General features: G+C 51.4%; 14 protein-coding genes. 5 read left to right on the forward strand and 9 right to left on the reverse strand.

Going from position 1 to position 14818, the window contains the following annotated elements:
* Window positions 1-63: 63 nt before the first annotated feature.
* Window positions 64-882, reverse strand: a complete 819-nt coding sequence (locus I6L53_RS09565; protein ID WP_052425368.1) for a GntR family transcriptional regulator — start codon at window positions 880-882, stop codon at window positions 64-66.
* Between the two features lie 192 nt (window positions 883-1074).
* The gene (locus I6L53_RS09570; RefSeq protein WP_042318569.1) at window positions 1075-1413 is read right to left on the reverse strand and encodes a helix-turn-helix domain-containing protein; all 339 of its coding nucleotides are present in this window, start codon (window positions 1411-1413) and stop codon (window positions 1075-1077) included.
* A gap of 334 nt (window positions 1414-1747) precedes the next feature.
* Here I6L53_RS09570 and oqxA point away from each other — a divergent pair, with 334 nt between their 5' ends.
* On the forward strand, window positions 1748-2923 hold the full coding sequence (oqxA, locus tag I6L53_RS09575; RefSeq protein WP_042318571.1) for a multidrug efflux RND transporter periplasmic adaptor subunit OqxA: 1176 nt from the start codon (window positions 1748-1750) through the stop codon (window positions 2921-2923).
* A gap of 23 nt (window positions 2924-2946) precedes the next feature.
* Window positions 2947-6102, forward strand: a complete 3156-nt coding sequence (gene oqxB / locus I6L53_RS09580; protein ID WP_042318573.1) for a multidrug efflux RND transporter permease subunit OqxB — start codon at window positions 2947-2949, stop codon at window positions 6100-6102.
* 59 nt (window positions 6103-6161) lie between these two features.
* Here the strand turns inward: oqxB and oqxR are convergent, their stop codons facing one another.
* Window positions 6162-6641, reverse strand: a complete 480-nt coding sequence (gene oqxR, locus I6L53_RS09585) for an efflux pump transcriptional repressor OqxR (protein ID WP_042318574.1) — start codon at window positions 6639-6641, stop codon at window positions 6162-6164.
* A 93-nt stretch (window positions 6642-6734) separates the two neighbouring features.
* Between oqxR and I6L53_RS09590 the strand changes: the two genes are divergently transcribed.
* Together I6L53_RS09590 and I6L53_RS09595 are read left to right on the forward strand one after the other, a co-directional pair.
* Window positions 6735-6989 carry a hypothetical protein gene (locus I6L53_RS09590; protein WP_139155865.1) on the forward strand — a complete coding sequence of 85 codons (255 nt, stop codon included), beginning with the start codon at window positions 6735-6737 and terminating at the stop codon, window positions 6987-6989.
* A gap of 664 nt (window positions 6990-7653) precedes the next feature.
* Window positions 7654-9339 (forward strand): methyl-accepting chemotaxis protein, encoded by a 1686-nt coding sequence (locus I6L53_RS09595; protein ID WP_052425369.1) that lies wholly within the window; start codon window positions 7654-7656, stop codon window positions 9337-9339.
* A gap of 99 nt (window positions 9340-9438) precedes the next feature.
* On the opposite strand, the gene ychF is transcribed toward I6L53_RS09595, so the two are convergent.
* Window positions 9439-10530 carry a redox-regulated ATPase YchF gene (gene ychF / locus I6L53_RS09600; protein ID WP_042318577.1) on the reverse strand — a complete coding sequence of 364 codons (1092 nt, stop codon included), beginning with the start codon at window positions 10528-10530 and terminating at the stop codon, window positions 9439-9441.
* A 116-nt stretch (window positions 10531-10646) separates the two neighbouring features.
* Window positions 10647-11231, reverse strand: coding sequence for an aminoacyl-tRNA hydrolase (pth, locus tag I6L53_RS09605; protein WP_042318579.1), 585 nt, complete (start codon window positions 11229-11231; stop codon window positions 10647-10649).
* Window positions 11232-11506: 275 nt separating this feature from the next.
* Between pth and ychH the strand changes: the two genes are divergently transcribed.
* Window positions 11507-11785 carry a stress-induced protein YchH gene (gene ychH / locus I6L53_RS09610; protein WP_042318582.1) on the forward strand — a complete coding sequence of 93 codons (279 nt, stop codon included), beginning with the start codon at window positions 11507-11509 and terminating at the stop codon, window positions 11783-11785.
* A gap of 69 nt (window positions 11786-11854) precedes the next feature.
* Here the strand turns inward: ychH and I6L53_RS09615 are convergent, their stop codons facing one another.
* From I6L53_RS09615 to I6L53_RS09630, 4 genes are read right to left on the reverse strand one after another with little or no spacing between them, the layout of a single operon-like run.
* Window positions 11855-12661, reverse strand: a complete 807-nt coding sequence (locus tag I6L53_RS09615; protein ID WP_232231067.1) for a cytochrome c1 — start codon at window positions 12659-12661, stop codon at window positions 11855-11857.
* A gap of 2 nt (window positions 12662-12663) precedes the next feature.
* The gene (locus tag I6L53_RS09620; RefSeq protein ID WP_232231068.1) at window positions 12664-13803 is read right to left on the reverse strand and encodes a cytochrome b; all 1140 of its coding nucleotides are present in this window, start codon (window positions 13801-13803) and stop codon (window positions 12664-12666) included.
* A gap of 1 nt (window position 13804) precedes the next feature.
* Window positions 13805-14356 (reverse strand): ubiquinol-cytochrome c reductase iron-sulfur subunit, encoded by a 552-nt coding sequence (petA, locus tag I6L53_RS09625; RefSeq protein WP_042318585.1) that lies wholly within the window; start codon window positions 14354-14356, stop codon window positions 13805-13807.
* 12 nt (window positions 14357-14368) lie between these two features.
* Window positions 14369-14809, reverse strand: a complete 441-nt coding sequence (locus I6L53_RS09630; RefSeq protein WP_042318587.1) for a pseudoazurin — start codon at window positions 14807-14809, stop codon at window positions 14369-14371.
* Between the last annotated feature and the right edge of the window lie 9 nt (window positions 14810-14818).

Raw genomic sequence — 14818 nt, forward strand, 5'->3', positions numbered from 1 at the left:
ACAATGTGCCCGGGACTGGGGAGTATTACTGTTGTCTGCGTTGCGGAAGTAGGGAAAAGAATATCAGCGTTTTAACTGGCGGGAAAAATCGACCCTGGCTTTAGCTGAATTCTGCCCGGCATTAAACAGGTCAATTTTAAAATTGCACTTATCCGCTCTGGTCACCGACGTCGTATATTCAAAGACAAAACCATTCTCCAGGAATGAAACACGTTCAATATGATAACCGGCCATAACTTTTTCCGCGCACTGCAGGTAATGTGCAGCCGATTTACTGATGATCACCGCTTCAATATGTTCGGTGGCATGCGTGATAGTTAGTCCAAATTCATTTTTCAGGACATCATAAAGCGAGAGGGTCGCAAAGTCGTAAAGCTCAATTCCCTGGCATAAATTCCAGGGAATACAGGTCGTTTCCAGAAGCAGGGGAGTATCATCACCTAGCCGAACCCGTTTCAGGATGAAAACTTTACGCTGCGTTTGAGTCAGGTTCAGTTTGTCAGCAACGATCTCATCGGCATCGATCACTTCTGATTGCAGCACCAACGAACGGGGTTTTATTCCCTGCTCCCGCATACTCTCGGTGAAGTTATAGAGCGAATTGAGCCGGCGATTAATTTTCTTATCGGCAATAAAGGTGCCTTTACGGCGCTGGCGAACAATAAGACCTTCCTCAAGAAGTTCATTGAACGCCAGTCGAACGGTGGTTCGGCTGATATTAAGGATGTCACACAACGCATTTTCGGTGACGATTTTGTCATGGGGCCTGAATACGCCGAGTTTAATTTGATGGCGAATAAACGCGGCAAGTTGCGAATACATAGAAGCACTGGTGCCTTCGGTGAAACGGAAGTTATCTTTAATAAAGCGCGCTGTGTCCATCGTATTCTCTTCTGACCGATTGTATCACTCAAAAGTATCATACCATTAAATGTCCAGCCATGACTGTCGTGCAGTATGGTGCGTAATGAAGTTCAAGGCTTGTTATAGCGTGATGAAGCGGTTATCGGTATTTCAATGCAAACAGGCGAGAGTTGGCTCAGGTATCACAATTTGCAGCAAGGAGACGGCCAATCAATTCATCGGGCAACCGGCATTGCGGCGCCATGCGCCGGGGGCCAGGCCATACTGACGCTTGAAACTGCGGTTAAAGGACTGCTGTGAGTCAAAGCCCAACGCGATCGCCACGTTTAAAATCGGTTCGTCGCTGTGGGTTAAGCGCTCAACCGATTTTCGCAGCTTCTGTGCGCGAATGTACCCAGCGAGGGGATGACCCGTATGTTCCTTGAAGATGCGCTGGAGGTGCCATTTCGAATAACCGGCTCGCCGGGAAACGGTGTCGATGTCCAGGCGGTTATCGAGGTTGCTGTCGATCCAGTCGAGTAAATCGTGAATAAATGCGTCAGTGTTCATCTTGTTTACCCCACGCCGCTTATTTAAAAGCATCTTTATCTGTTGCATTTAAAGGTGGCTCGTTTTCGCATTAATTGCAAGTTTTATTGTTGCATTTAAAACCTTGCTGAAAACGCGCCTTTTTGCACTGACGGCAACAGCACATAAAGTGTATCAATTATTCTTGCACTAAATTTTATGCCTCCCTACAATCGCCGAAATAGTGTATTCGCAACTGTTACAGTTTTGTGGCGATGAACGACACAAATGTCCCTGAGCCAGCCCGGACAAAGGAAGTGGCGCGGTGTCTCCTGCTGCGTCTTGCCCGGCGGCTACCATTACCGGAATAAAAATAATGAGCCTGCAAAAAACCTGGGTTAACTTTCATCTGCATGCGTTGGGCGCAGTGCTGCTCTCCGTACTGCTGGTTGGCTGCGATGAGGGTGTCGCCCAAAACGTCGCGCCACAAGCTCCCGCAGTCAGCGTCGCTGACGTGGTTATGAAATCCATTAATCAGTGGGATAGCTTTAATGGCAGGATCGACGCTGTGGAAAGTGTTCAGCTACGCCCCCGCGTGTCTGGCTACATTGATAAGGTGAATTACACCGATGGTCAGGAGGTGAAAAAGGGGGAGGTGTTGTTCACCATCGATGACAGAACCTATCGCGCCGCGCTGGAACAGGCGCAGGCGACGTTAGCGAGAGCCAAAACGCAGGCAAGCCTTGCGCGAAGTGAGGCGAACCGTACCGATAAATTAGTCAATACCAACGTCGTTTCCCGCGAAGAATGGGAGCAGCGCCGTTCGGCTGCCACCCAGGCGCAGGCTGACATCCGTGCAGCTCAGGCGGCCGTTGATGCTGCGCAACTTAACCTGGATTTTACTAAAGTGACCGCGCCTATCGATGGGCGTGCCAGCCGCGCGTTGATCACCCAGGGGAATCTGGTCACCGCGGGGGACAGCGCCAGCGTGCTCACCACACTGGTATCGCAGAAGACGGTTTACGTTTACTTTGATGTGGACGAGTCGACCTACCTTCACTATCAAAATCTCTCCCGCAGCGGGCAGGGCGCGTCCGGTAATCATCTGGCGCTACCGGTTGAAATTGGCCTTGTTGGCGAGGATGGCTATCCCCATCAGGGAAAAGTCGATTTTCTTGATAATCAGTTAACGCCGAGTACCGGCACAATCCGTATGCGTGCGCTATTAGATAACACGCAGCGTCAGTTCACCCCGGGACTCTTTGCCCGCGTGCGTCTGCCGGGCAGTGCGAAGTTCAACGCCATGTTGATCGACGATAAAGCGGTGCTGACCGATCAGGATCGCAAATATGTTTATATCGTTGATAAAGAGGGTAAAGCGCAGCGTCGCGATATTACGCCGGGGCGTCTGGCTGCCGGATTACGCATTGTGCAGCAGGGACTGAACCCTGGCGACAAAGTCATCGTCGAGGGTTTACAAAAAGTGTTTATGCCGGGTATGCCGGTTAACGCGAAAACCGTTGCCATGACCGCCAGCGCCACCCTCAACTGATCCCCTACCTGAGAATCCGACACATGGACTTTTCCCGCTTTTTTATCGACAGGCCGATCTTCGCCGCAGTGCTGTCGATTCTGATTTTTATCACAGGATTAATCGCCATCCCGCTGTTGCCGGTCAGCGAATATCCTGATGTCGTACCGCCAAGCGTACAGGTGCGTGCGGAGTATCCTGGCGCCAACCCGAAAGTGATTGCAGAGACCGTGGCAACGCCGCTGGAAGAAGCGATCAACGGGGTTGAAAACATGATGTACATGAAATCCGTCGCAGGCTCAGACGGTGTGCTGGTGACCACTGTCACGTTCCGTCCAGGCACCGATCCCGATCAGGCGCAGGTTCAGGTGCAAAACCGGGTATCCCAGGCCGAAGCGCGTCTGCCGGAAGATGTGCGCCGTCTGGGGATCACTACCCAGAAACAGTCGCCGACGCTCACGCTGGTGGTGCATCTGTTTTCGCCTGGCGGTAAGTACGATTCACTGTATATGCGTAACTATGCCACGCTAAAAGTGAAGGATGAACTGGCACGTCTGCCTGGCGTTGGTCAGATACAGATTTTTGGCTCGGGCGAATACGCAATGCGTATCTGGCTGGATCCAAACAAAGTGGCGGCTCGCGGATTAACGGCTTCGGATGTCGTAACGGCGATGCAGGAGCAAAACGTACAGGTTTCCGCCGGACAGCTCGGTGCCGAGCCGCTGCCAAAAGAGAGCGATTTCCTGATCTCCATTAACGCTCAAGGGCGTCTGCACACGGAAGAAGAGTTTGGCAATATCATTCTGAAAACGGCGCAGGATGGTTCGCTGGTACGCCTGCGCGACGTAGCGCGCATAGAAATGGGGTCCGGAAGTTATGCGCTGCGTTCACAGCTTAACAATAAAGACGCGGTTGGGATTGGGATCTTCCAGTCTCCCGGGGCGAACGCCATTGATTTGTCTGACGCGGTGCGCGCCAAAATGAACGAACTGTCCACGCGTTTCCCGGAAGATATGAAATGGGCGGCACCTTACGATCCTACGGTTTTCGTTCGCGATTCCATTCGCGCGGTGGTGCAAACGCTGCTGGAAGCGGTGGTACTGGTTGTACTGGTGGTCATTCTGTTCCTGCAAACCTGGCGCGCATCGATTATTCCGCTGATCGCGGTGCCGGTATCGGTCGTGGGCACGTTCAGCATTCTCTACCTGCTTGGTTTTTCGCTTAATACTCTAAGTTTGTTCGGGCTGGTATTGGCTATCGGTATCGTCGTGGATGACGCCATCGTCGTGGTGGAAAACGTCGAGCGAAACATAGAGGAGGGGCTTGCTCCACTTGAGGCGGCGCATCAGGCGATGCGCGAGGTTTCCGGGCCGATTATCGCGATTGCGCTGGTGTTGTGCGCGGTGTTCGTACCGATGGCGTTTCTCTCCGGGGTAACCGGTCAGTTCTACAAACAGTTTGCGGTGACTATCGCAATTTCAACGGTGATCTCTGCTATCAACTCGCTGACGCTCTCTCCGGCTCTGGCTGCCCTGTTATTAAAGCCGCATGGCGCACCGAAAGACTTCCCGACCAGGCTTATTGATCGTCTGTTCGGTTGGCTTTTCCGTCCATTTAACCGCTTTTTCCATCGCAGCTCGAACCGCTATCAAGGGCTGGTTGGCAAAACGCTCGGACGAAGGGGGGCGGTATTTGCCGTTTATGTGCTGCTGCTCTGTGCTGCTGGCGTTATGTTTAAAGCCGTACCCGGCGGATTTATTCCAACGCAGGATAAGCTGTATTTAATTGGCGGCGTGAAAATGCCGGAAGGGGCTTCGCTGGCGCGCACCGATTCGGTGATCCGCCAAATGAGCGAAATCGGTATGAATACCGAAGGGGTGGATTATGCGGTTGCCTTCCCGGGTCTTAATGCGCTGCAGTTCACCAACACGCCGAATACCGGGACAGTCTTTTTTGGTCTGAAACCGTTCGATCAGCGTAAACATTCTGCGGCGGAAATTAACGCGGAGATCAATGCTAAAATCGCGCAAATCCAGCAGGGCTTTGGATTCTCCATTTTGCCACCGCCGATATTAGGGTTGGGTCAGGGCTCTGGGTATTCGCTGTACATCCAGGATCGCGCAGGTCTTGGTTATGGCGCGCTGCAAAACGCGGTGAACACCATGTCCGGTGCGATTATGCAGACACCGGGGATGCATTTCCCAATCTCAACCTACCAGGCTAACGTTCCGCAACTGGAGGTACAGGTTGATCGTGATAAGGCAAAAGCGCAGGGCGTGTTGCTGACCGACCTTTTTGGTACGCTGCAAACCTATCTGGGATCGTCTTATGTGAATGATTTTAACCAGTTTGGGCGTACCTGGCGCGTGATGGCGCAAGCCGACGGGCCGTTCCGCGACAGCGTTGAAGATATTGCTAATTTACGCACCCGTAATAATCAGGGCGAAATGGTGCCGATCGGCAGTATGGTGAATATCAGCACCACCTACGGACCGGATCCTGTCATTCGCTACAATGGTTATCCGGCGGCGGATCTCATTGGTGATGCCGATCCTCGCATACTCTCTTCCGCACAGGCGATGACGCAGCTTGACGAGATGTCTAAGCAGATACTACCAAATGGGATGAATATTGAATGGACGGATCTAAGCTTCCAGCAGGCCACTCAGGGCAATACGGCGCTGATTGTCTTCCCGGTTGCGGTTCTGTTGGCTTTCCTGGTGCTGGCGGCACTGTATGAAAGCTGGACGCTGCCGCTGGCGGTGATCCTTATTGTCCCGATGACAATGCTGTCCGCTCTGTTTGGCGTCTGGCTGACCGGTGGCGATAACAACGTGTTCGTTCAGGTTGGTCTGGTTGTACTGATGGGGCTGGCCTGTAAAAACGCTATTCTGATCGTTGAGTTCGCCCGCGAACTGGAAATCCAGGGGAAAGGCATCATGGACGCGGCGCTGGAAGCCTGTCGCTTGCGTTTACGCCCGATTGTGATGACGTCCATCGCCTTTATTGCCGGGACGATTCCTCTGATCCTCGGTCATGGTGCGGGTGCAGAAGTGCGTGGCGTCACCGGCATCACGGTGTTTTCCGGTATGCTGGGAGTGACGCTGTTTGGTCTGTTCCTGACACCGGTGTTTTACGTTACGTTGCGAAAATTCGTTACGCGTCATGAACCGGTAAGGGATGTTTTGTCTGCGTCTTAAGGTATTGCACATAAAAAAACCGCCTTCACAGTAAAGGCGGTTTTTTGCAATAAGGAAAACTAATGTGCTTTTTTAGACCGGGCATCAATCTCAGGGACCGGATCGCAGCCGCTGGTATCGGCTTTTTTGACCTCTTCCAGCGCGCTTGCCACGGTATGGCGCGCTAATACCTCTAACGAAGCCTGTTCAGCTTCATCGGCGATAGATTTGAAGTACCAGCAGGCATTGGCGCTGACCACACAGCGTGCAGGTATGTCCGGACGCGACGCCCACAGTTTTTTATCTTCTATTACGGAAATGTAGATATCGCGCAGGGTGATCTTGTCCGCCGGGCGACCAAGGTGAATAGAACCGTTGCGGCCAAGCGTTGAGACAATGATACCGTCACGTGTGAGCGGAACCATTAATTTGCGAATAAAGCTCGGATTCGCTTCCAGACCATAGGCCAGAATTGCACTGGTCGAACGTTCACCCGATTGCTCCGCCATCGCTACGCTGAGAACCATCTGCAAAGCAGTCGGGAAGCGGTAATCTAACATTTTATTGTCCTGGGTTGCGGTGAATCTTGTTCTTTTTGGCACCGCGGAGGTGAATAATCAGTAAGTATCAATATAACAAAAACGGTAATTTTTTTGAAGCGGCCAACGATTGATCTGACAGGCAAAAAAAGCGTTTCCGGTACGCGCCGGAAGAGAGCTGAGCATCAATCCGCGCACGCTTTATTGATCCCAAATGCAACGATAGCCGATCGCGGTGCCAGCCGGGCTACAATCAATGTTTCACTTAAAATTTTATCTCTAAACAACACGAAACTAATCGACAAATCTTTATTACATGCGGCAATTGAAGGCTATTGTGGTGTTGTTCGCGAATCGGGTATTTACTGAGGCCACTCAGTTTTACCTCGACCCGTATTTTTTGCTTTATACCAGGCTTCATCGACGCGCTTTATAAGCGCACTATTTTTCGTCTTTCTATTCAATGCCCAGACCGATATTTATTGATAAAACATTCACTTTATCAATTGCTTATTTTTAATTGTTGGCTTCTGTCGATGTGTAAAAATCCTGTTATCTTGTATCTATATCCCATTTCCGTTTCTATTGCTGAAATATAATATCAATGTAACAGAAATTGCAGGGTTTAAATTTTGGCGTTGTAGTGAGGGGGGAATATGGCTATTGATGTGTGCCAGTCCTGAAGCAGGATCAAGCTGTTATCGTTAGATTAATATGGAATCGGTTGTTGTTTTTTCATTCTTTTGTTTCCGATTTGTAAATTATGAGATAAACATGAAGTTGTCTTTTCTAATTAAAAACAACAGGATGCAGTTTGTTTTGTAAGTGGGGGCTGTCTTGTTTTAAAATGTCAATACTTATTAAGTGAATTAACACGTTAAAGTCCTCCCTCTTTCTGCCGATAGATACGCTGGCGCATGCTTAAAACATGATCAATTTCAATATGTTAGCTTGACTCTGTCCTTAAGTGGAACGCTCCTGGCATTGTTCTGATTTTTTCAACGGGTGGCAGGGAAAAGGCGACTTTTTTTGTATGAGACAGCAGATGAAAATAAATAATTTTGGTGTGGGCACCCGAATGGGGGCAGGCTTTAGTATTGTTCTCACCCTTGTCGTTATTATGGCTGTAACGGGTATCGTTAAATTAAATGGCATATTAAAAGAGACCCATGTTATTACGGATAAGTTGCTGGTTCTGGAACGTCTCACGGGGGCATGGGGAGCGGCAATTGACTATAATGGCGCGATGGGGTTATCCGTGTTGACGTCCTCTGATGATGGAATTAAAAAATTTGCCCAGTCAAAAATGAGCGTTACATCAGAGCGCGTGAATGCCATTCAGAAGGAACTGACAGGATTAATTGTTTCTGATACCGGTAAATCACTCCTCGCGACTGTGGGTGATAAAAGAAAACAGTACATCGATATCCGCAATGAAGCGATTCGCATTAGCGAACAAGGGGATGGTAATGTCACCAATGCATTTATTCGCCAGAAACTCATTCCTGCCATGGAGAGCTATTCCGGCAGCGTAAAAGCACTGGAAGATTACGATAAAACGCAAATTGATGAGGCCGCTGATTCCATTCAGGGGAATGGCTCAACAGCAATTCAGGCTCTGATTGTTCTTGGTTTCATCGCAATTCTCGTCGGCAGTCTGTTGGCGTGGTTTATCACTCGCGGGATAACTCGGCCACTGTTGTCAGCTGTGAATGTGGCCCGGGAAGTGGCGTCCGGTAATCTGGGCATTGAAGTCAAAGTGGAATCGCGGGACCAGCTCGGACAACTGATGCTCTCTCTGAGGGAAATGACGGAGAGTCTGCGTAATACGGTACGTAAGGTCCGTGAAGGGGCTGACAGTATAGCGTTGGCCGCGGCTGAAATTAACAGTGGTAACACCGATCTGGCATCTCGCACGGAAGAGCAAGCAGCAGGGGTGGAAGAGACCGCTTCGACTCTGGAAGAGCTGACGGCAACGATTAACAATACTGCAGCAAACACGGCGCAGGCACACCGCTACGTGAGTGAGACAGCCTCTGTTGTGAAACAAAATGGCGCCGTTATGAGTGAAGTATCTTCTCAAATGCAGGAAATTTACGACTCCTCATCCAAAATGGCTGACATCATCCAGGTTATTGATGGTATTGCCTTCCAGACCAACATTCTGGCGCTCAATGCCGCAGTGGAAGCTGCGCGAGCGGGGGAGTCCGGGCGTGGTTTTGCTGTGGTGGCTGGAGAAGTCCGTACACTGGCGCAACGCAGCGCGTCCGCTGCTCGTGAAATTAAGGAGTTAATCGATGACTCTGTCTCCCGTATTGCCTCTGGTCGTAACCTCGTTGAAAAAGCAGATGGCGGCATGACGGGAATTGTTACCAACGTCCAGAACATGACTCAACTGATTGAGGAAATCGCGCAGGCTAGCCGAGAACAGAGCGATGGGATTGCCCAAATCAACAGTGCTATGGGGCAGATTGATACCACCACACAGCAAAATGCTGCGCTTGTTGAAGAGTCAGCTGCCGCGGCAGCGTCAATGCAGGAACAGTCTCGGGTACTCCAGGATATGGTTAGCGTGTTCAGCCTGAACGAGGAAGGAAAGCAAGCTGTAAACATGGCCTCAGAAAAACGTGTTAGTCACCTGGGGGAGAGGAATAATGCTGAAAAATATGTGGTGTCCAAAAAGATAGCTTCAGAAACAGACAACTGGGAAACTTTCTGAGCACCATCAAACGAAAAATCCACGCAACTGCGTGGATTTTATAGGTTTTTTGCGATTCTTATGAGATTCGATGAAACCTCACGAGACGGCAAATTATATTTAGACGTTAAACAGGAAGTTCATCACATCGCCATCTTTAACGATGTAATCTTTCCCTTCAGCGCGCATTTTACCTGCTTCTTTCGCGCCCTGTTCACCTTTGTAAGTGATGAAGTCGTCAAACGCGATGGTCTGTGCGCGGATAAAGCCTTTTTCGAAGTCAGTATGGATTTTACCTGCCGCCTGCGGAGCCGTTGCGCCGACAGGAATGGTCCAGGCACGCACTTCTTTCACGCCAGCGGTGAAATAGGTTTGCAGGTTCAGCAGCTTATAACCCGCACGGATCACGCGGTTGAGGCCCGGTTCTTCCAGCCCCAGTTCCTGCATAAACTCGTCGCGCTCGTCATCGTCCAACTCGGCAATGTCTGCTTCAACAGCCGCACATACCGGAACCACAACGGAACCTTCTTTCGCCGCAATTTCACGAACCTGATCGAGGTACGGGTTGTTCTCGAAGCCGTCTTCGTTGACGTTAGCGATATACATCGTCGGCTTCAGGGTCAGGAAGCTCAGGTAGCGGATCGCTGCCTTGTCTTCGTCCGTCAGGTCCAGAGAACGCAGCATGCCAGCTTCAGAAAGCTGTGGCAGACATTTTTCCAGTGCCGCCAGTTCGGCTTTCGCGTCTTTATCGCCGCCTTTGGCTTTCTTCTGCACGCGGTGAATTGCACGTTCGCAGGTATCGAGATCCGCCAGAGCCAGCTCGGTGTTGATCACGTCAATATCTTCCGCCGGGTTCACTTTGCCCGAAACGTGAATAATGTTGTCGTTTTCGAAGCAGCGAACCACGTGCCCAATCGCTTCGGTTTCACGGATGTTGGTCAGGAACTGGTTACCCAGACCTTCACCTTTGGATGCACCTTTAACCAGACCGGCGATATCAACAAATTCCATTGTGGTCGGCAGGATACGCTGCGGTTTGACGATCTCAGCCAACTGGTCCAGACGCGGGTCGGGCATCGGCACGACGCCGGTATTCGGCTCAATCGTACAGAATGGGAAGTTTGCCGCTTCAATACCGGCTTTGGTCAGCGCGTTGAACAGGGTGGATTTCCCGACGTTGGGCAAACCGACGATACCGCATTTGAATCCCATGATTTAAATCACCTTAATATCTTGATAATCAACCTGTTGTAGAAAACAGATTGTAGAAATGGAAATAACTCCGCCTATTATACACGGCGTACGGCAAAAATGCCGCACATCACTGCTTATTGCGCTTTAAAGGCGTGCAATCGGTTCGTTGCCCTGGTCAAACCTTCTTTGAACCACAACTCAGTGCAACGCGCCGCTTCGTCAATTGCATCGTCAATTAACTTCTGTTCAGAAACAGGGGGTTTGCCTAACACAAAGCCGACAACTTTATTTTTATCGCCCGGATGGCCAATTCCGACACGTAAGCGATGAAAGTTAGGGTTATTGCCGAGCTTGCTGATAATGTCTTTCAGCCCGTTGTGTCCACCATGACCCCCGCCAAGTTTAAATTTCGCCACGCCGGGCGGAAGATCCAGTTCATCGTGGGCCACTAAAATTTCATCAGGATTGATGCGATAGAAACTCGCCATCGCGCCAACCGCTTTGCCGCTCAGATTCATAAACGTGGTGGGAACTAACAAGCGGACATCTTCACCTTCCAGACTCACTCTGGAGGTGTAGCCAAAGAATTTCGGCTCTTCGCGCAGGGGGGCGCGCAACCGCTCTGCCAGTAAATCGACGTACCATGCGCCGGCATTATGTCGGGTGGCTGCATATTCAGCGCCGGGGTTCGCCAGGCCGACAATCAGTTTAATCGTCACGTTTTCTATCCTGAGTGTTTCAATAACTGGCGCGTAGTTTACTGTCTGTCGTCGCGCTTGACAAAGAACCGTGTCACTTCACCCGGAAACTGAATAATTGCTCATATTGATTATTGGAAAGTCAAGGTGTTCAGAGGCTTATTTGTAAAGTTTTGTTGAATAATGGGTTGTAATTGTGATCGCAGGCGCACTACCAAAGCGGTGTGTTGTCTATACTTTACACATAAGGATTAGGGGTATTCCCTGAAGCAACCCAAAAGTTCCGGAGGTGACATATGAAACGCAAAAACGCTTCGTTACTCGGTAATGTGCTCATGGGTTTGGGGTTAGTGGTCATGGTGGGTGGCGTGGGTTACTCCATTTTAAACCAGTTGCCGCAATTTAACCTGCCACAATTTTTCGCACATGGTGCAGTGCTCAGTATCTTCGTCGGTGCCATTCTGTGGCTGGCGGGTGCCCGAGTAGGGGGCCATGAGCAGGTCAGCGATCGTTACTGGTGGGTGCGCCACTACGACAAACGTTGCCGTCGTAACGATAATCGTCGTCACAGTTAACGTTTCGTCGCCATAGAATGACCAGCCAGCATGAGGCTGACTGGTCAGAGTGCGGTTTCTTTCTCGCGCTTAGCTATGTGCGCGTCTTTTCATTCGTCGCAACATCCACAATAGCGCCAGTACCATGGCGAGATAACCCATCACGTAAATTCCCAGTTGTGTTCTCGTCTGTCGTTCAGGATCCGCGGCCCAGACCAGAAAGGCGGTAACATCCCGAGCGTATTGTTTTTCAGTTTGCGCGACATGCGCTTCTGCCTGCCATTCGATTTCGCCATCCGCCAGCGGCTTTGGCATGTTAATCACGCCACCGGGATAGTAGCGATTGGCTTTCATTTCCGGATCGTCGGGCAGGTAACCGGTTAAGAGGGCGAAGAGGTAATCCGCGCCTTGCTCAGAGTAGGGTATAAACGCGTCCAGCAGAAATTGCGGAAAGCCGCGATCGTACGTACGGGCGCGAACGATATAACTCAAATCCACGGGTAGCGCGCCGTTATTCAGGTATCTCGCTTCCTGCTCATTCAGGTAAGGCGAAATAAAGCTGTCATTCAGGGTGCCGTCCCGTTCGCCGGGTTGACCGTCATCCTGGATAGTCGGGAATACATAGCCGCTGGCGAGGCTTTTCGCCTCTTCTGTCGTCAGTTCCGGGCCGCCGGGTTTCGTCAGTGTGCGGAACGTAAGGTATTTCATGCTGTGACAGGCTCTGCATTTTTCTTCATAAACCTGCAAACCGCGCCGCAGTTGCTCTTTATCATAGTCACCGGCGAGACCGCTGAAGCTCCAGTCCTGTCGTGTCGGAACGGCGTCTTGCGCGAATGCTGACCCTATTGCGAAGAAGACTATCCATAGCATGCGGTAGCTGAGTACTTGTCTCATCATCTTTAATCCTGCTTTTCCAGAAAGCGCCGACAGGGCAGCACCAGTAAAAACCAGGCGAAATAACCGAGCGTCGACAATTGCGATGCCGCGCGGATCCAGCCCTCTTCATTGCGAATGCCTTCCGTCAGGTCGGGGCCAACCAGCGCTTTCGAACCCAGCCACCCCAGAAAACAGACGTTCAGCACCCATAGCCAGAAACCCACTTTCACCCATTTGTTGTAGTGGCGAAAACGAGCGCGAGAGGTATCCAGCCAGGGGAGAAAGTAGAAGACCAGTACCGCACCACACATTGCCGTCAGCCCGACGAGTTCATTTGGAAAGCAGCGCAGAATGGAAAAGAAAGGGAGAAAGTACCACTCCGGGGCGACAATCGCCGGAGTGACCGTGGGATCCGCCGGGATGAAGTTATCCGCACTACTCAGATAATGAGGTGCGAAAAATAAAAACCAGGCGAACAGCATCATAAAGAGCGTGATTTTGATGGCATCAGAATCCGTGATTCGGTAATCAAAGAGCAAACTACGGGATGCCTTTTCGCTGAAGGTCCGTTTCATCGCGTGGGCAAATGCCGACTGTACCGTGCGGACGTGGAAAATCGTCATTACCACGACAGCAAAGGGAAGGATAAAGTGCAGTACGTAAAAGCGCCCCAGCGTGGGGGTACCTGGGGCATATCCGCCCACCAGGAAAGTGTACAGCCCATCGCCCACCACCGGGATGGCGCGGGCGAAACTGGTGATGACCGTCGCCGCCCAGTAGCTTTTTTGTCCCCAAATCAGGCTGTAGCCGAGAAACGCAGTGATCATCAGCAGCACGTACAGCGTGACGCTAATCATCCACATCGTGATGTACGGTCTGCGGTAGACGCTGTAATACATGCCCCGGAAAATATGCAGATAGCAGGCGAAGAAAAATAGCGATGCGCCGATGGCGTGCATATTACGCAGCAGTTCTCCGTGGCTCACCGCCCGGACGATGTGGATGATAGAATCAAATGCCTGTTCTGCCGTTGGAACGTAAAACATCGCCAGCACGATGCCGGTCAGTATCTGTATCCCGAGCATCACCAGCAGGATCGCGCCAATGGCGAATAGCCATACACCGGCGAGGGAGCGGGGGAAAGGAATGCGCCAACGGATCATTTCACGTGTCCTTAGCGCCAATACGCACGGTCTGACCATCAGGGTAAAAGGCGTAATCTGGAACTGCCAGATTGGCGGTCGCGGGTCCACGCGTCACCCGTCCGGAAGCATCAAACTCCGAACCGTGACACGGGCAAATCCAGCCCTGTCCGCCGGGTCTGGCATTGGGGACACAACCGGCATGCGGACAATACCCCTGAACAATCAGCCACTGTGGATGGCCTGACGCGACCCGTTCACTGTCCGATTGGGGATCGATAAGCGTGCTGTGGTCGACGGTGCGGGCAGAGGCTACCTCTTCCGGCGTGCGGTGATGGATGAGGATTAACTTTCCTTGCCAGATACGTCTGACGGTTTGTCCCGCGGCGACACCCACCAGCGAGACGTCTATCGGCTCGTTTTCCCCGCGGGCCGTTTCGTCAGGCCCCAATGCGGAAATCAACGGCCAGACGGCGGCGGTCACTCCCGCAGCGCCAACGAATTTTGTCAATTTACACAGGCAGTTGCGTCGTTGCTCCTGAATATCATCACCCGACGGTTTGTTTTCCACCACCGCAGCTCTCCCTTACTGTTTTTCAATGCGCGAATAGATCTCCTGGAAGCGCTTATCAGCGATCCCTGGCGCCTTAAATGCCCGGTAGGTGTCCGGCAGGGTGGCGTCGCCGACTTTGATGAGCATCACCATCCCTTGTGCATAGTGCGGGGTACATTTAATGCCGTAGAATCCCGCGTCGTCATATTTCACCGCGATCTCTTCATCAATTTTGCCGATAAATCCCGGGTAGCCCGCAGGCGACAGCTCAGCAATTGAGGCGGCATTATGGCTTTTATGCTTGCGGATAAATTTCACCGTGTCGCCAGGTTGAATCTCCAGATAGTCCGGCTCATAGACCATGGGTCCCGCTGAGCCTCGATTCTTCATCAGCACTTCGTGGGTTTGCGCGAAAGCGGAGGTGGTGAGGGCCAGCAGACACAACGCTTTCAGACTTTGTTTGACATATTTCATGGGATCTTC

It is taken from the genome of Citrobacter farmeri (genome assembly GCF_019048065.1).
Classification (GTDB): Bacteria; Pseudomonadota; Gammaproteobacteria; order Enterobacterales; family Enterobacteriaceae; genus Citrobacter_A; species Citrobacter_A farmeri.